Genomic DNA, 16,982 nt, shown 5'->3' with positions numbered 1-16,982 from the left:
ATGAAAGCTTACCCGGATAACAGCCCCGCATCGTCGGCAAAGGTGTATGTAATCTCAAGCTGATGATCTGGAAAGACCCGGATTTCCCGGATGGTCTCGGCCACGGTGACCCGGTCCAGCTCGGTGAGTTTCCCCTGCCGGAGCAGGGCGTCCACCCAGGGCCGGCGGAGGGGATCGTCTTTCTGCTCCCGGGCGAGCTGGGCGAGCTGGCGGGTCAGGGCCTGGATCTGTGCTTCATAGTCCGCCTGATAGGCCAGATAGTCCACCCGGCTGAGCAGGCCGTCCCGGTAATCCTCATAGGCGGATTTTTTCAGCCGGCGCAGACGCTGGAGAGCGGATTCCAGCCGCTCCCCCTCCGGAGGACCGCCGGAGGAGTGGGGCAGACCGGCAACCGACCGCTGGGCGAGGATGTTGAGGTCCCCCGCAGAGGAGAGCAGGCGGTTGAGATCCTCCAGAACGATCTGCTCCAGCACGGCGTGAGAGATGCTGTGCCTGGTGCAGACAGTGGGTCCATAGCGCTTATAGGAGCCGCAGCTGTAAGAGAGCCCGCCGGGGCGCCGGGTCTTTACCATGGCCCGTCCACAGGCGCCGCAGCGGAGAAAACCGGCAAAGGGGCTTTGGTTTTGCTCAAAGCTCAGCTGCCGGGTGCGCTTTTGAAGCAGGCTCTGGACCCGCTCCCACTGCTCCCGGGAGATGATGGGTTCATGGGTGCCGGGGACCACGATCCACTCCGCCCGCTGCCGCTGGCGGGCCTTCCCGTGCATGCCGGGACGCTCGCTGCGGCCCTGCTCCATGTTGCCCAGGTACATCTGGTTTTGCAGGATACGGTGGACGGTGGCGTAGGTCCAGTAGGTGGTCTGATCCATCCTGCGCCCGTTGTGGTAGCGCTCACCGGAGAGACGCTTATACTCGCTGGGGCTTGGGATGTGCTCCGCGTTGAGGGTCTTGGCGATCTTGAGCTGTCCGAGCCCCGCCTCGCAGAGATCAAAGATCCGCTGGACCACACAGGCGGCGGGGGGATCGATCTCCAGATGGTTGTGGTTCCTGGGGTCTTTCCGGTAGCCATAGCTGGGAAAGGCCCCGATAAACTCCCCCCGTCGCTGCTTGGAGCGGATGGTGGAGCGGACCTTGTCCGAGATGTCCTTGGCATACTGGGTGTTGAAGAGGTTTTTGATGGGCAGGAGCATGTCGTAGCGCCCCTGTTCGCTGTCCACCCCGTCGTTGACGGCGATGAAGCGCACCCCACGGGCGGGGAATTCCTTTTCCAGATAGCGCCCCACCTCGATGTAGTCCCGCCCGAACCGGGAGAGGTCCTTGACCAGGATGCAGTCGATGATTCCGGCGGCCATGTCCTCCTCCATGCGGCGGAAGGAGGGACGGTCAAAATGGGTGCCGGTGTAGCCGTCATCCTGGTAAAAATCGATCAGGCGGAGCTCGGGATGCTCCGCCAGGTACTGTTCTAGGAGACGGCGCTGATGGGCGATGCTGTCGCTTTCGCTCTTGTCGCCATCCTCCCGGGAGAGGCGCAGATACCCAGCCGTATTCCATGTGCGCACGGCCGTCCCTCCTTTCGCAGGTGGATATGGGGCTATTTCATATGGGCCCGGAGCAGGGCCTGGACCACGGCCTCCGGGGAGCGGTCCCCCGCAAATCGGCGGGAGATGTGCCAAGTCTCCGGGAGGCGTGGCGGGGCTGTCTGGGTGGACATATGGCTTCCTCCTTTTCCGTAAATCTCTCTGGTAGCCTATGCGGGAAAAGGGCGGAATAGTATGAGTAAAAGACGGCCTCGGGTTTTGACCCGGGGCCGTCTCCGTGTGTCGCAAACCATTGGTATGCTTCTTAGAAATGCGAACGGTTCGCTTAGAAATCTTCCAGACCGCGCAGCAGCGTGACCTCCAGCGTCTCGCCAGGCTGGTAAGGGCCCCGGCCCAACTCGGTGATAAAGATGGCGCCCGCCCCAAGGGCGTCGGCCACACTGCCACCCCGCCAGGGCTTCTGCTTGGCCTGGTAGCCGGAGGGGGTGTGCCAGAGCTCCATCATACAGAGGATCTCCATATCGCTGGGGGCCTGGATGGGCTCGGTGAGAGTGGCCGGGACCGTCTGCCGCCGGGGAAGAGGTGTGTGGAGCAGCCGGTGCACGATGGCGCGGATGCACCAGTCCATCCCGTAGAGTACCGCCAGGGGAGGCCCGGGCAGATTGATCACCGGTTTATTTCCAATGAGAGCCACGCACATGGGTTTTCCAGGCGCGGCGGCCACCCAGTGGAACAGCGCTGAGCCACGCTCCTCCAGCAGGCGGGCGTTGAAATCCTCTTCCCCTTTGGAAGAGCCGCCGTTGAGGAGTACCACGTCGGCCTCCTCCAGCGCCCGGTCCAGAGCAGCCGCCACATTCTCCGGACGGTCCGGTACGATGGGATAACACAGCGGTTCGGCCCCCATCTCCCGGAGGAGGTTGTGGGCCAGGATGCTGTTGCTGTCAATGTCGCACCCGCGCTTCACGGCGGCCCCCAGGGGGATCAGTTCGCTGCCGGTGGGAAGAAAGGCGACCTTTGGCTTTGCAAAGACTTCCACCTGGTCTATGCCGCCCATGGCCAGGCTGGCCAGGTCAAAGGGGCGCAGCTGCCGGTGCTTTGGGACCAGAAGCTGCCCTTCCCGTATGGTGCTGCCGCAGGGCCGGACCCGGTCTCCGGGTTGGACCGAGGAGATGTCATGGAGACGGAGCCCTCCTTCGGGCGGGAATTCCACCTGCTCAATGGGGATGACCGCGTCAAAGTGATCGTCAAAGTCGTCGCCGGTGTCGGCGCGGCAGAAGTCTTCCCCGAGCTTCCAGTGGGACATGTCCGGGATCCCCGCGCAGAAGCGGGAGGAAGCGACGGCCACGCCGTCCATGGCGGCTGCCCGGACCACCGGGATGGATACCTGGGCATACAGGTCCTGAACGGGGACCCGGCCCAGGGCCTGGATCGTGGGGATGGTCTCGCTCCGGGCGATGGGGGCCCAGTGCTGGAACAAGGTCTCCAGAACGTGGGCGCGGGTGGGCAGTGGGGACATGGTCATACCTCCTTCTCAGTGTGTATTTTTTCCGGCGCGGAAGAGACGCGCACATCCCACAGGATGCGGCCGTAGCAGGCCTCAATGGACTCGGTGAGCAGGCCGTCGGCGTCGGTATTGCGCTCCATCCAATCCAGGATGCGGGCCTGATGCTCCGGCGTGCGGGCCTCCCGGGGCAGTGTGTGCTCCATCAGGAGGGAGGCATAGCGCTCGCTGGGCGGGAGGCGCCGCTCCTGAAGGCGGGAATCATAGCTGGTCTCAGGCAGATAGCCCATTAGCAGCAGGGCGTTGAAGAGGGAGTAAAACCAGCGGATCCCCCAGGTAGGGGCCTCCGGAGGCAGGTGAAAGACCTCCTCCCGGAGCCGGCGGCACAGAGAATTGCGGCGGTAGATGTGGGTGATGTTGCAGCAGTAGGCCCGGCTCATGGACACCACCTTCTGGAGGCCCAGCTTCCCGTGGATCGCGGGGGTGAGGGAACTGAACACCAGGTCAAAGGCCTTCTCCAGCCCCTCCTCTTGGACATCCAGGGTCTGGAAGTCGGCCACCCGGAGGGTCAGGTTTTCCACGCCCTGCTTCCGGGCGTATTCGCTGCCATAGTGGACCATCCGGGGAGAGAGATCAAAGCCGGTCACCCAGCGGACCCGGGAGGCGAAGGCGGCGGCAAAGCGGGCCGGACCGCAGCCGATATCGGCAATCTCATATTCCGGGCGGAGCAGGCCGCGCTCTTCCAGATAGGCCATGGTGCTCCGGACGCGGGCGTCCCCCTTCTGGGCCTTGGGACCCTCCTGCTCCCAGGCGTCTGCCCGCTGATCCCACTTCTGGGCGGAGTGGTCGGGCCGGTCCACGGGCTGGGATTCCTGCATGGAGAGAAAATAGTCCAGATCCCCCCGCAGATCGGGATAGGGTGTGGAGAGAAGCGGTGTCATAACAGTACCTCCTCAAATCAAAAGGATGCGGCCGGCCGTTGGACTGGCAGGCAAATCGTTCTCCGGGCGCCGTAGCGGTCATGGACCGTGGCGACGTCGATCTCAATGTGATAGACCGCCTGGAGATGCTCCGGCGTGATGACCTGTTCCGGGCTTCCGAAGGCGGAGCGCTCCCCGTTCTGCATCAGCAGCACTTTGCTGCCGATGGAGGCCGGACACTCGGGGCTGTGGGTGGACATGACGATGCAGTATCCCTTCTGGGCCAGATCGGCTACCACCTCCATGAGGAGCTGGTGGTTGGCGTAGTCCAGATTGGCGGCCGGTTCATCCAGAACAAAGATCTTGGCTGACTGGCAGATGGCACGGGCCAGCAGGACGAGCTGTCGCTGTCCTCCGCTGAGCGCGGTGTATTTCCGGTTGGCAAGGTGGGCGGCGTTGAGCTTTTCCAGAGCCGCAAAGGCGGCCGCGCGGTCGGCCTCCTTGGGGGCACAGAAGGTGGAAAAATGGGCTGAGCGCCCCATCAGGACCACATCCAACACGGTATAGGAGAAAACGGGAGTGTGGTACTGGGGAATGTAGGCAATACGGCTTGCCAGCTCCCGGGGGGAAAAGGAGCGCACATCCTGTCCATCCAGCCGGATACTCCCTCCGGTGATGGGCAGAAGGCCCAGAAGCAGGCGGAAGAGAGTGGTCTTGCCGCACCCATTGGGTCCCAGCAGGCAGAGCACCTCCCCCGCGTCGGCGGAGCAGCTCACCCCTTTGACCACGTCTTTTCCGCCATATCCGCCGCGGACCTGGTCCACTTCCAGCAGCATATCAATCGCGCTCCTTCCGCTTGATGATGAGATAGACAAAGAACGGTGCGCCCATAATGCTGGTCACCACGCCCAGCGGCAGCTCCATGGAGAGGATCGAGCGGGCCAGATCATCCATCAGCAGCAGATAGAGGGCGCCCAGCATGGCGCTTGCGGGAATGAGACGGCTGTAATCCACCCCCACCAATGCCCGGGCCATGTGGGGGATCATAAGGCCAACCCAGCCGATCATGCCGCCCAGACACACGGCGGCGGCGCTGAGGAGAGTGGAGGCCAGAATCAGGATCAGGCGGAGCCGGCGCACGTTGATGCCCAGCGTGATGGCCTCCTCTTCCTCCAGGGTCAGCAGATTGATCCGCCAGCGCAGCAGCAGGACGATGGCGAGACCCACCGCCATGGGGACCGCGCTCCAGGAGAAGGAGTTCATGCTGGTCTTGGTCAGACTTCCCATGAGCCAAAACGTGATCTGCTGAAGCACGTCGTTGGGATCGGAAACATACTTGATCATGGTGACGCCGGCATTGCACAGGGCCATGACCATGGAGCCGGTGAGCACCAGGCTGAGGATCTGGGAATGGGCCGATTTCCGGCTGATGAGATAGGAGAATGCCACCGCGGCAATGCCGCCGGTGAACGCCGAGAGCTGAATAAGCCAGTTGGGGGAGCCGCACAGAATAGCAAAGGCGGCCCCAAGGCTGGCCCCGGAGGAGACCCCCAGAATATCCGGCGAGACCAGGGGATTGCGGAACATACCCTGATAGGTGGCCCCCGCCACCGAGAGGGAGGCCCCGATGAAGAGGGCCGAGAGGATGCGGGGGAGGCGGATGCTCCAGAAGATGGTCACGGCCTGGGGTTTAATCTCCCCGGCGGCCCCAAAGCGGGAGAGGAAGGCCTGAAACACTTCCTGAGGGGTCAAGGGATAGTAGCCGATGGCAAAGGAGAAGAGCCCGGCCGCCGCCAGGGCCAGAAACATCCCGGCCAGTACGAGGCGGTAGCGCCTGCGGATCACCGCCTCCTCCTGCTGATATTCCAACTGCATATCCAGGCCTCCTTCGCTTTTCTGCAACGGAATGGTGCTTGACATCCGGACAGGATTGTGATAGTGTCTAAAACATCAAGTCGATATGTTTTTAAAAAACTATCGATGAGAAGTAGTATGACACATTTCCCGCGCTGTGTCAATTCCGACTTGGGCCCGGGTCGGATTTGGGATAGAAACCAAAGCAAGAAAGAGGAGGTCACATCGTTGAAACGTAACTTACGGCGTACATCGGGATTGGCGGCGCTGCTGCTGGCACTGGCGCTGCTGGCCGGATGTACACAGAGCAGCTCCGTTCCCACGGCTTCCCCGGCGGCAGATCCTTCCGCGCAGCAGACCGAGCAGACCGGACAGCGGGAGATCACCGATATGGCGGGGCGCACCATGACGGTACCGGAAGAGATCCAGTCGGCCTTTTCCACCGGACCGGTCTCGGCCATCTATCTGTACACATTGGTCCCCGACAAACTGCTGGGCTGGAACTATGAGCTCAATGACATTGAGAAGAGCATCATCCTTCCCGAGTATCACGACCTACCCAATTTCGGCATGGGAGATTCGGTCAACTACGAGGCCGTGATCGCGGCCGGTCCCACCATTGCCTTCCATGTCTCCGCCATCAATGAGGGGACAAAGGACGAGGCCGATCAGCTCTCCCAGCAGCTGGGTATTCCGGTGGTGATGGTCAGCTCCGAGCTGGAGGACGCGGCAGAGGTCTACCGCTTCATAGGAGAGCTCTTTGGCGTGGAGGAGCAGGCGGAGATCCTGGCGGAGTATGCTGAGGCCGTCTTTGCGGATGTAGCCGCCATCGATGTCTCCGAGGAGGAGAAGGTCCGCGTCTACTATGGAAATGGGGAAAATTCTCTGGAGACCGCTCCGGCCGGTTCCTCCCACGGCGCCATCCTGGACGCGGTGAAAGCGGTCAATGTGGCCGATCTGGAGCTGGGAGACGGCTCCAGAGTCCAGATCTCTCTGGAACAGCTGCTGGCCTGGGACCCCGACGTGATCGTGGTCAATGGTGAGCCCAAGTCCAACATGAGCGGCGGCGCGGCGGCCCAGTCCATTTTGAGCAATCCGGATTTTGCCACCCTCAAAGCCGTACAGGAGGGGAAGGTTTACGGCACGCCCAACGCGCCGTTCAGCTGGGTGGACCGTCCGCCGGGACCCAACCGTCTGGTGGGAATCCGCTGGCTGGCCGGGCTGCTCTATCCCGACCGGGTGCCCTATGACGTGGACGAGGAGGTCAAGGAGTTCTTCCAGCTCTTCTACCATGTGGACCTGAGCGAGGAGCAGCTGGCACAGCTCTACGCCGGTACGATATAAAAAAACAGTATCCAGAACCGATGCCCGGAGAACGCGCTCTCCGGGCATCTCTGCCTTTGGTTGTCTTTTGCAGTATCTGTGGTATAATTTTGGTACATTCTGAGAAGATGAGTCCAGAGCATGGAGAAGGTGGGAGCGCACATGACAGCTGCTTTGATCATTGCCGCGGGTCAGACCGGCGGCGCACGGCGGTTTGAACCGGAAAAAGAGGTAGGAACCCTGAGCGCCCTCAAGCGGAGCGTGCTGACCTTTCAGATGGCCGGGGTGGAGCGCATTGCCGTGGTCTGCGACGGCGAGGAGGACCGGGCCGAAAAGCTGATCCCCCATATGAACGTGGTCTTTCTCCACAGCTCCCACACCGGAGAGATGCTGGAGAGCATCAAAACCGGCCTTTCCTACTTGCAGGACAAGTGCTCTGCGGTGCTCATATCCCACACCGATGTGCCGCTCTTTTCGGTGGAGACGGTGAAGAGACTGCTGGAAGCAGAGGGAGAGATCTGCGTGCCGGTCTGCGGCGGCCGGGGCGGCCATCCCATCCGTCTGAGTGCAGGGCAGATCCCGGGGGTACTGGGGTATGACGGGCCGGACGGACTGGCCGGCGCCATCCGTGCGGCGGGCGTAGAGAAGACGCGGTTGGAGGTGGACGATGAGGGCATCCTGGCCAATGTCCGGGATGGACGAAAGTATGAGCATCTGATCTCCGGCTATGAGAAGCAGGGATTGCGCCCCGGCTTTCGCTTTCAGCTGTTGGGGGACCGCCCCTTCTACGGCCCGGGCGCCCATCAGCTCCTGCACCTGACCGAGGAGACGGGCTCGCTGATGGATGCCTGCCGTCTCATGGGGATCTCGTACAGCAAGGGACGGAAGATCATCTCCAACCTGGAGCGGCATATGGACTGCCCGGTGCTGGAGCGCACCCGGGGTGGAAAATCGGGGGGAGCGTCCACTGTGACAGAGGCCGGCAAAGCGCTGATGGAAACCTACGGCGCCTTTTGTCAGGAGGCGGAGGAGTATCTCACCCAGCTCTTTTCCAAATATTTTTAAAGATGAAAACGACGCTTTCCCGGTCGGTCAGGCCGCGGGAAAGCGTCGTTTTTTTGCGGTGTGGAACGGGCGGCTAGGTGCGCAGAGTGGCCCGGATGCGCTGGGGTTTGAGCAGAAGGTCCAGCGCGTCTGTAATGGAGGTCACGACAATGTCCGCATGGCCGAGGAGAGCGGCGCAGCAGCCCTCCTGCCCCATGACACAGATGGAGAGTGCGGCCTGATCGGCCATCCGGATATCGTTATAGCCGTTGCCGATGCAGACCACGCCCCCGGACAGAGAGCGGGCCTCGGAGGCCTTGATCTCGGCTACGTGGTCGGTGGGAAAGACCTTGACGGCGACCGGAAGTCCGGCGCACTCCCGCTGGGCGGTCCCATGGGTATCGGCGGTGATGACTGAGATATCCAGACTGCGGCTGAGAGCCTCCAGTCTGGGTTTTACCGCGGGAATCAGCTGACCATCCAGGGCGATGGTCCCGTTGTAGTCCAGAAGCAAATGGGTGAGATGGAGGGGTTCCCGACCGGGGATCGCAATGGTGAGCATATCGGTCTTCTCCTTTGGATGATCTATGGTGCATGAGGAAGAAGGGGGAGGAAACAGAGCGTTTCGCTCTGCTCTCAGGATAGCAGAGCGGGCGCCCGGCGGCAAGCGAAATATGAGGGAAAATGGCGGATGAAGGAGACTTTGCAACCATCTATATTTGGCGGTGAGAATAGAGAGGAGAACAATTTGAACTCCTCATTCACCAAAGCTATACTGGAAGGCGGAGAAAGGCCGGGTGTGTCGGCCTGGGAAAGGAGAAAATTTTATGAAGCACAAGAGACAGGCAGCTGCGGTACTGGCGTGTACGCTGGCGCTGGGACTGGGGGCAACGGCAGGAGCCAGGTCCATGTATCCCATTTTCATCAATGGGGAGGAGACGGAGCTGGCGGGCAATACCGTCAACGGCGTCACCACCATTGGCCTGCGTGCACTGGCAGAAGGGTTGGGATTTCAGGTGGAATTTGACCAGGAGAGCTCCACGATCCGCATTACCCGGGAGGATGAGGTAAAGATCACCACCCTGGCGGAGAACAACAACGGCAGCAATGAGGCGCTGGAGAAGGAGTTCGGATTTTCCGCCATCATAGAGACCGGCAACGATAAGATCATCTTTGATACCGCCAAGGCGGGCCAGTTCCTGAAAAATGCCCAGGCCATGAAGATCGACCTGGCTGACTGCAATAAGATGGTCCTCAGCCACACCCACTATGACCACTGCGGCGGTGTGACTCCCTATTTTGATACCTACGGCGCCGAGGGGAAGACTCTCTTTGTGAAGAAGGGCTTCTTCGATAAGGCCGACGGCAAATACTATTACGATTCGGTGGGACAGAAGTTTGACTTTACGGATGGAACCAAGGGTTACTTCCCTGTGGGCATCAACTTTGACGAGCAGGACCTGCTGGACCGGGGCGTTGCCATTGAGTACCTGGATACCAGCAGTGTCAAGATCGCTGACGGCGTAACGGTCTACGGCTCGTTCGACAAGGACCCGTCCTTCCAGCTGGCTCCCAACATGCTGGAGAAGGGGGAGGACGGCACCTACGAGGTGGACGATTTTGACGAAGAGGTCGCAGTCGCGGTGGAGACCAGCAAGGGTCTTGTGATCCTCTCCGGCTGCTCGCACAGCGGAATCCTGAACATCGTCAATACCATCCAGGAGCGCTCGGGCGAAAAGGTGTATGCGGTGATTGGCGGCTTCCACCTGCTGGACGCGGACGAGGCGACCATCCAGGAGACCATCGACCGCTTCAAGGAGCTGGGCGTACAGCAGATCGGCCTGTCTCACTGCACCGGACCCAAGGCAACCGCCATGTTCCAGGAGCAGATGCCGGAGCAGACCTTCCTCAATACGACGGGAAGCGTCTATACGGTGGAATAATTAGCATATTCAAAGAGAAGAGAGACCGCCCATCGGGCGGTCTCTCTTTGCAGTGCAGCAGATTTGGATGGAGTGGGTCAAAGGGAGATCGGGCCGCTCTTCTCTGAAGCGGCTGGAGTCCACTCGGCCCGTACACGAGCGCCAATAGCAAAGCGGCTTCCTGCCTGGCCGGAGAGATCCACATAGAGCGTCTCTTCGCCCCGGTGCAGGACATACAGAGTGTGCGCGCCCATGAAACTGGCCTGGCCGATCAGAAAGCTGCCCGCCGGGTCGGCAGTCAGCCGGATCTCCTCCGGGCGGACCAGGACCTGCTGTCCCTGATAGGGAATGTAGTTGGCCTTGCCCACAAAAGAGGCAACGTAGCGGTTCTGGGGCTGGAAGTAGATCTCCCGGGGCGTGCCGGTCTGGACGGCCTTGCCTTGGTCCATCACCACGATCTGGTCGGAGAGGCTGAGGGCCTCCTCTTGGTCGTGGGTCACAAAGATCATGGTAATGTTCAGCCGCCGCTGGAGTTCCTTGAGCTCCTCACGCAGCTGGACCCGCAGGGCGGCGTCCAGATTGGAGAGAGGCTCGTCCAGCAGCAGGATTTTGGGGCCGGTGGCCATGGCCCGGGCCAGAGCCACCCGCTGTTGCTGTCCGCCGGACAGAGCGCTGACCGGCGTGTGCTCATATCCCTCCAGGCCCACCGCGTGCAGCTGCTCCAGGGCGGCCGCGGCGGCCTCCCGCTTTTTCAGGCGCCGGAAGAAGCGCAGGCCGTAGGAGACGTTCTCCAGCACATTCAAATGGGGGAAGAGGGCATAGCTCTGAAAGACGGTGGACACCGGACGGCGCTCAGGCGGGAGGGGGACCAGATCCTGCCCCTCCAAGAGAATCTGCCCGGCGTCCGGCGTGAGAAAGCCGCCCAGAAGGTGCAGGGTGGTGGTCTTTCCGCAGCCGGAGGGCCCCAAAAGGGTGACAAAAGAGCCCGCTTCGATCTCCAGATCCAGATGGGAGAGGCCCTTGGAGCCGTCGTAGAGCTTTTTCAGCCCCTTAAGCTGTAAAAACATATGGTTTCCTCCTCTGTTTGGTGCGTTTGCTGCCGGCGGTAAAGGCCAGGTTGATGCCGACTGTGACCAGAATGAGCAGGACAGCCTGGACCGATGCGACCCCATAGCGGCCATTCTCAATGGACTGGAAGAGCTCGGCACTGGCCAGATTCTTGCCCGGTGAGATCAGGAAGATCACGGCTCCCACCGATGTCATGCAGGAGGTAAAAATGGAGACAAAGCCAGTGACAAAGGAGGAGCGGAGAATGGGGAAGAGTACGCCGAAGAGGATCTGGAGACGGTTGGCGCCCAGATCCCGGGCGGCATGTTCCAGATTGGAATTCAGGGTGGCAAAGTGGGCGTTGGCACTCTTATTGGTCAGCGAGACCTGCCGGAAGAGCATGTTCAGGATCAGAATCCCCGCCGTCCCCCGGATATAGATGGGCTCATGGCTGAAGGCGGCTACATAGCCCAGGCCGAAGAAGGTCCCCGGAATGATGTAGGGGAGGGAGGCCATAAACTCCACCGCGCGCATTCCCGGCAGTTTTCGGCGGGTGGTGAAATAGGAGAGCAGGATACCCAGAAAGGCAGCTCCGGCGGCCGCCACAGCGGAATAGACCAGGCTGTGGCCAAAGGAGCTCCACTGAGAGCGGGGCAGATCTCCCCAGTATTTCAGCGTAAATGTGAGTGTGCCGCTGGCGGTGTTGGAGAGGGAGGAGAGCAGGATCATGCCGTATTTCAGCGCCATGACAGCGAAAAAGAGCACCGTGGCGCCCCGAGCCAGGAGGGCAATGGGACGGGAGGGGGTGTAGGGCGTGGGAACAGCGGAGTCCCGTCCGTCCATGCGGACGCGCTCTTCCTGCTTCATGGCGCGGCTGTAGCAGTAGAAAGCCGCCGCTGCTGCGGGGACCATCATGACGCTGATAGCCGAAGCCCGTCCCAGATTAGAGGAGGAGATCACCTGGAGGTAGGCCTCTGTGGCCAGGACACGAAAGCTTCCGCCAATAACGATGGGCGTGCCGAAATCCGCCAGATTCATGGTAAAGAGCATCAGCAAAACGGAGAGCAGTGCGGGACGTATCAAGGGAAGAATCACATGCCGCAGGGTCTCCCCGGGCGAGGCGCCCAGATCCCGGGAGGCGAGGATCAGCCGGGCGTCCAGGTGGTCGAAGGCGGTGAGGAGCATCAGTGTGGCAAAGGAGATGCTCCCGATGATCTGGAGGATGACCACGCCGTGCCAGCCGTATGGGTTGATGCTGAGCCCCAGGAGCTGATGAGTGATGATCCCTCTCCGGCCAAAGAGCATGATATAGGCCAGCGCCGAGACAAAAGGCGGGGAGATCATGGTCAGCAGAAGGCCGCTCCGGATGAGGGAGCCGCTGCGTCCCCGCAGTGTGTATACATTCAGCGCGATGAGGAAGGAGAGGGTCACGCTGCCGAGCGAAGAGAGGGTGGCCACAAAAAGGCTGTTCCGGATCAGACCCGCGTTTTTTTCGGTAAAAAGGGCCTGATAGTATTCCAGCGTAAATTGTCCGTCCCGGAACAGGCTGGTGGCCACCACGGAGACGATGGGATAGAGGATAAAGAGGGCTACGCCGGCCAGCACCAGGAGCAGGAGCATACGGTCCAGACAGGCGGCCGCCCGGTAGCGCAGAGGGGAAGATAGGGTGTCAGGATGTTTCATAGTATCCCTCACAAAAAGGCGGACAGGCTGTTGCTGCAGCCTGTCCGACCCGGGTTTGATTAGTTGGACTCCTTGTCACCGGCCAGCGCATCCCACTTGGCCAGCAGGTCTTCCCGCTGGCTGCCGAAGAGGCGCACATCCTGCTCGATGAGCTTGCTGGTGTCCACATTGCCGATCTCAGCGGGGATCTCCACATCCGAGCGGGCCATGATACGGGCGTCAGCCTCACGCAGGGCCTCCTGTCCCTCCTTGGAGAGCATGTAGTCTACAAAGACCTTGGCGGCCTCCTTGTTTTCCGAGCTCTTGAAGATGGCGATGGGAGCGGGGGTCCAGGGGATCATGTCCTCGGGATAGAGAGCGGTGACCGGGAACTCATCCTCCATGGCGAAGGTACCGCCGGTCATGGCCAGGACAGCGATGCCGAACTCACCGGCAGCGCACTTGGGACCGGGCTCGCCGCCGCCCTGGGCGTAAAAGTCCACATTCTCATTGATGCCGCGCCAGACTTCCCAGCCCTTCTCCTCACCATATGCCTGGATGGTGCCGTTGAGGATGGCATACTGGGTGCCGGAGATGGCGGGAGAGGCCATGATGATCTCACCCTTGTACTCGGGTTTGGCCAGGTCCTCCCAGGTCTTGGGTGCCTCCAGGTTGCGCTCGGCGAGGACGTCGTTGTTGACCAGGAAGCCGGCGGGGACAAGAGCCAGACCGGTCCAGTAGCCGTCCTTGTCGCTGTAAGCGGGGTTGATGTTTTCCGCCTCCGGAGAGACATACTGCTCCAGATAGCCCAGATCGGTGGCGGCAATATAGCTGTCCACGCCGCCGCCGAACCAGATGTCGGCAGTGGTGTTGCCGTTTTCGGCCTGGAGCTGGGCCAGAGCCTTACCGGTGGAGATCTCTACATACTCTACCTTAATACCGGTCTTCTCGGTGAAGGCGTCAAAGGAGGCCTCGGCGCCGCCGTAGGCCAGCATGACGTTGAGGGTGGTACCCTCATAGGGCTTCTCAGCGGCAGTCTCGGTGGGGGCAGGGGAGGCGGACTGGGCCGGCTGGCTGGAGGGCTCCGATGCAGGGGTACATCCGGACAGGAGACCTGCCAGGAGGGCGGCTGCGGCTGCGGAGGCAGCAATCTTTTGGTTCATGTGTTTCTTCTCCTTACTCTTTTCCTTACATTTTATCCAAACGCGGTTCTTGACTTTGTCCAGAGGAAGTCCCCTGTCTGCGTCATGGCAGGCAGGGGACATACACGGCGGACAGGGTCAAAAGGTGTCCGCGATTCGATAACCATCGTTCTCCCAGATCGCCGGGTGCACACCGCCCTGATGCAGTGCCTGCACCAGTTCGGAGATGGTCCTGGGATGGCCGGGGACATAGGTGGCATAGACGCCCACCTGGCTGGTCCAGTGGGCGTCGCTGGCGCCGATGGCGGCCAGACCCAGCTCCCGACACCGAGCAAGGGCCAGGCGATTGGCGGCAAGGTCGGTACTGCCGTTGAGCACTTCCACGCCGTGGAGACCGTGGACATCCCGCAGATGCTCCTTTAATCCCCGATTGTTGCTGCGGAAGGGGTGGCAGGCCACACAGAAGCCCCCTGCCGCATTGACCTGGTCGATAAAGTCCTGGGCGGGGATGCGGGTATCGGGAAACGTATCAATTCCAAATGCGGTGATATCGCCCCAGAGAGAGTAGTACTCCACACCGACAAAAATGGGAAATCCAATTTCACGGCTGTATGCCTCAGCCTGTTCCCGGAGCCCCATACTGTCGTGGTCGGTAATGCAGACGCCGTCCAGCCCTTTGATCTTTGCGGTTTCCACAATTTCAGCCAACGTCATGCGGCTGTCACTGGAACAGGTGGATTCATGGATGTGCATATCAAGGAACATGTCGTATCGCCTGCCTTTGGGGAAGAATATAGAAGTCAGAGACAGTAGGGCGGAATAAGTCCAATAGATTGTACCATCTCGGCGGGAGAAATACCAATTGGATTCGTCAATGAAGATAAAATGATATATCGAAAAATGTAATAGGAAACTTCTGAAAATCAACAAGTGAGAAAGATAGAGCGCCGCAAGTTTCCATCACCCTGGGGGAACGAGGACACCCAGCAGCTGATCGATATTCTGGAGCAGTATCAGGTCAAGGCGACGTTCTTTGTCGTGGGGGACTGGGTGGACCGCTATCCGGAATCGGTCAAGGCGCTCCATGACGCCGGACATGAGGTGATGAATCACTCCAATTCACACGCACATATGAATCAGCTCTCCCGGGAGGAGATCGTGGCGGATGTGGAGGCCTGCAATGATAAGATCGAAGCGGTGACGGGAGTCCGGCCCACCCTGATCCGGCCACCCTACGGAGAGTATAACAATACCGTGATTTCGACCATCCGCTCCATCGGTATGGAGCCCATCCAGTGGGATGTGGATGTGTCCCAAACAGGTTCAAGGAGTTGGGGGAGAACGGGGGAAGACCTTTTACTGGCAAAGAGCAACGATGGAACGGCAAGGGGATTTTTATTGCGCCTGAGATAGGCCTATGGTATAATCAATAGTCATAAAAGTGTGCGAAAGATTAAGCATAGATAATGCTATTTGCGTATCTAGTGGGGCAAAATTGTTCTTAGAGAGGAAAGAAGGCTTTCATCTCATATAAGGATGTATGGATCTCCTATCATATTGCTAATGGAGGCAACGTCAGAATGAAAGGTATTGTATTGGCCGGTGGCAGCGGAACGCGTTTGTATCCGCTTACGATGGTAACTTCCAAGCAGCTGCTCCCCATTTATGATAAACCCATGGTCTATTATCCACTCTCTACCCTAATGCTGGCGGGGATTCGGGACATCCTCATCATTTCTACCCCACACGATCTCCCCAACTTTGAGCGTCTGCTGGGAGACGGCAGTAAGTTTGGCATTCATCTTTCCTATAAAGTTCAGCCCTCGCCGGACGGACTGGCGCAGGCGTTTATTTTGGGGGAAGAGTTCATCGGCGGGGACCGATGTGCCATGATTTTAGGGGACAATGTGTTCTATGGCGCGGGCCTGACGGCCCATCTCAAACGTGCCGCAAGTCAGGAAACCGGGGCGACCGTATTTGGCTACTATGTGGAGGATCCCCAGCGATTCGGTGTGGTGGAATTTGACGCTTCCGGCAAGGCGGTGTCGCTGGAAGAAAAGCCAAAGAACCCCAAATCCAACTATGCGGTAACCGGACTTTACTTCTACGACCAGAAAGTTTGCCAGCGTGCCAAGGAGCTTCAGCCCTCCGCGCGCGGGGAGTTGGAGATTACCGATCTGAATCGAATCTATCTGGAAGAAGAGACCCTGAATGTCATTACGTTGGGCCGGGGTTATGCCTGGCTGGATACGGGGACAGTGGACTCCCTGGCAGAGGCCACGGAATTTGTCCGGGTCATTGAGACGAGGACGGATACCAAGATTGCGGCGCTGGAGGAGATTGCTTACCGAAATGGCTGGATCGACCGGGAGACGCTACTTGCTTCTGCTGAAAACTATGGGAAGTCTCCATATGGGGCACACCTGCGTGCGGTGGCCGACAATAAAATCCTCTATTAAGGAGCGTATATCGGAATGGAATTTATCAAGACAAAGCTGGATGGCGTCCTGATTGTGGAGCCGAAGGTGTTTGGAGACCATCGTGGTTTTTTTATGGAGAGCTGGTCCAAGCGTGAGTTTGAAAAGGCAGGCCTTTTTTACGACTTTGTGCAGGATAATCACTCTTCCTCCACGGTAAAGGGGACGCTGCGAGGGATCCATTTCCAAAAAGGGGACAAGGCCCAGGCCAAGCTGGTGCGCTGCGCCCGGGGCGCCGTGCTGGATGTGGCGGTGGACTTGCGTCCGGCCAGTCCCACCTATAAGCAGTGGGTGGCGGTGGAGCTGTCCGAGGAGAACAAGCGCCAGCTGCTGATTCCCCGTGGCTTTGGCCATGGCTTTGTGACCTTGACGGATCATGTGGAGTTTCTCTACAAAGCGGATAATAATTATGCGCCGGAAGCCGACGGCGGTATCCGCTGGAATGACCCGGAGCTTGCCATTGACTGGGGGGTAGAAAATCCGATCCTGTCTCAGAAGGACCAGAATGCTCCCTGGCTGAAAGACGCCGAGACCGGATTTTAAGGAGGAGCCGTT

The 16,982-nt window shown here is 60.0% G+C and carries 16 protein-coding genes; 6 read left to right on the top strand and 10 right to left on the bottom strand.

The window, feature by feature from the left end; genetic code table 11:
* Positions 1-8: 8 nt before the first annotated feature.
* The 5 genes from H8S34_RS02800 to H8S34_RS02780 all read right to left on the bottom strand — a co-directional run bounded on the left by H8S34_RS02800 (position 9) and on the right by H8S34_RS02780 (position 5,831).
* Positions 9-1,556, bottom strand: coding sequence for a recombinase family protein (locus tag H8S34_RS02800; RefSeq protein ID WP_186962977.1), 1,548 nt, complete (start codon positions 1,554-1,556; stop codon positions 9-11).
* A gap of 304 nt (positions 1,557-1,860) precedes the next feature.
* Positions 1,861-3,051, bottom strand: coding sequence for a molybdopterin molybdotransferase MoeA (locus H8S34_RS02795; protein WP_186962976.1), 1,191 nt, complete (start codon positions 3,049-3,051; stop codon positions 1,861-1,863).
* Between the two features lie 2 nt (positions 3,052-3,053).
* Positions 3,054-3,977: a class I SAM-dependent methyltransferase gene (locus H8S34_RS02790; RefSeq protein WP_235964366.1), complete on the bottom strand. Its 924-nt coding sequence runs from the start codon at positions 3,975-3,977 to the stop codon at positions 3,054-3,056.
* Between the two features lie 17 nt (positions 3,978-3,994).
* Positions 3,995-4,792: an ABC transporter ATP-binding protein gene (locus H8S34_RS02785; RefSeq protein WP_101692198.1), complete on the bottom strand. Its 798-nt coding sequence runs from the start codon at positions 4,790-4,792 to the stop codon at positions 3,995-3,997.
* Between the two features lies 1 nt (position 4,793).
* Positions 4,794-5,831, bottom strand: coding sequence for a FecCD family ABC transporter permease (locus tag H8S34_RS02780; protein ID WP_186962975.1), 1,038 nt, complete (start codon positions 5,829-5,831; stop codon positions 4,794-4,796).
* 207 nt (positions 5,832-6,038) lie between these two features.
* Between H8S34_RS02780 and H8S34_RS02775 the strand changes: the two genes are divergently transcribed.
* Both H8S34_RS02775 and H8S34_RS02770 read left to right on the top strand, forming a co-directional pair.
* Positions 6,039-7,154, top strand: a complete 1,116-nt coding sequence (locus tag H8S34_RS02775) for an ABC transporter substrate-binding protein (protein WP_243207893.1) — start codon at positions 6,039-6,041, stop codon at positions 7,152-7,154.
* A 141-nt stretch (positions 7,155-7,295) separates the two neighbouring features.
* Entirely contained in the window at positions 7,296-8,198 is a 903-nt protein-coding gene (locus tag H8S34_RS02770) for an NTP transferase domain-containing protein (RefSeq protein ID WP_186962973.1), read from the top strand.
* Positions 8,199-8,271: 73 nt separating this feature from the next.
* On the opposite strand, the gene H8S34_RS02765 is transcribed toward H8S34_RS02770, so the two are convergent.
* Positions 8,272-8,739, bottom strand: a complete 468-nt coding sequence (locus tag H8S34_RS02765; RefSeq protein WP_101692194.1) for an HAD family hydrolase — start codon at positions 8,737-8,739, stop codon at positions 8,272-8,274.
* A 265-nt stretch (positions 8,740-9,004) separates the two neighbouring features.
* Here H8S34_RS02765 and H8S34_RS02760 point away from each other — a divergent pair, with 265 nt between their 5' ends.
* Positions 9,005-10,120 (top strand): MBL fold metallo-hydrolase, encoded by a 1,116-nt coding sequence (locus H8S34_RS02760; RefSeq protein ID WP_186962972.1) that lies wholly within the window; start codon positions 9,005-9,007, stop codon positions 10,118-10,120.
* Positions 10,121-10,197: 77 nt separating this feature from the next.
* Here H8S34_RS02760 and H8S34_RS02755 read toward each other — a convergent pair whose 3' ends face one another.
* The 4 genes from H8S34_RS02755 to H8S34_RS02740 form a co-directional block, all read right to left on the bottom strand.
* The gene (locus H8S34_RS02755) at positions 10,198-11,166 is read right to left on the bottom strand and encodes an ABC transporter ATP-binding protein (protein WP_186962971.1); all 969 of its coding nucleotides are present in this window, start codon (positions 11,164-11,166) and stop codon (positions 10,198-10,200) included.
* Positions 11,150-12,829, bottom strand: a complete 1,680-nt coding sequence (locus H8S34_RS02750) for an ABC transporter permease (protein WP_186962970.1) — start codon at positions 12,827-12,829, stop codon at positions 11,150-11,152. The genes H8S34_RS02755 and H8S34_RS02750 overlap by 17 nt, the downstream gene beginning before the upstream one ends.
* Positions 12,830-12,888: 59 nt before the next feature.
* Positions 12,889-13,971 carry an ABC transporter substrate-binding protein gene (locus H8S34_RS02745; RefSeq protein ID WP_101692190.1) on the bottom strand — a complete coding sequence of 361 codons (1,083 nt, stop codon included), beginning with the start codon at positions 13,969-13,971 and terminating at the stop codon, positions 12,889-12,891.
* A 117-nt stretch (positions 13,972-14,088) separates the two neighbouring features.
* On the bottom strand, positions 14,089-14,703 hold the full coding sequence (locus H8S34_RS02740) for a PHP-associated domain-containing protein (RefSeq protein WP_243207892.1): 615 nt from the start codon (positions 14,701-14,703) through the stop codon (positions 14,089-14,091).
* 177 nt (positions 14,704-14,880) lie between these two features.
* Here H8S34_RS02740 and H8S34_RS02735 point away from each other — a divergent pair, with 177 nt between their 5' ends.
* The 3 genes from H8S34_RS02735 (at position 14,881) to rfbC (ending at position 16,970) form a co-directional block, all read left to right on the top strand.
* Positions 14,881-15,363, top strand: a complete 483-nt coding sequence (locus H8S34_RS02735; protein WP_366485588.1) for a polysaccharide deacetylase family protein — start codon at positions 14,881-14,883, stop codon at positions 15,361-15,363.
* Positions 15,364-15,530: 167 nt separating this feature from the next.
* Positions 15,531-16,409, top strand: a complete 879-nt coding sequence (rfbA, locus tag H8S34_RS02730) for a glucose-1-phosphate thymidylyltransferase RfbA (RefSeq protein ID WP_101692188.1) — start codon at positions 15,531-15,533, stop codon at positions 16,407-16,409.
* A 15-nt stretch (positions 16,410-16,424) separates the two neighbouring features.
* Positions 16,425-16,970, top strand: a complete 546-nt coding sequence (gene rfbC / locus H8S34_RS02725; protein WP_101692187.1) for a dTDP-4-dehydrorhamnose 3,5-epimerase — start codon at positions 16,425-16,427, stop codon at positions 16,968-16,970.
* Positions 16,971-16,982: the final 12 nt, after the last annotated feature.

The sequence above is a fragment of the Pseudoflavonifractor hominis genome (assembly GCF_014288125.1).
GTDB classification, from domain to species: domain Bacteria; phylum Bacillota; class Clostridia; order Oscillospirales; family Oscillospiraceae; genus Pseudoflavonifractor_A; species Pseudoflavonifractor_A gallinarum.
This window is presented reverse-complemented; position numbering and strand designations above follow the sequence as displayed.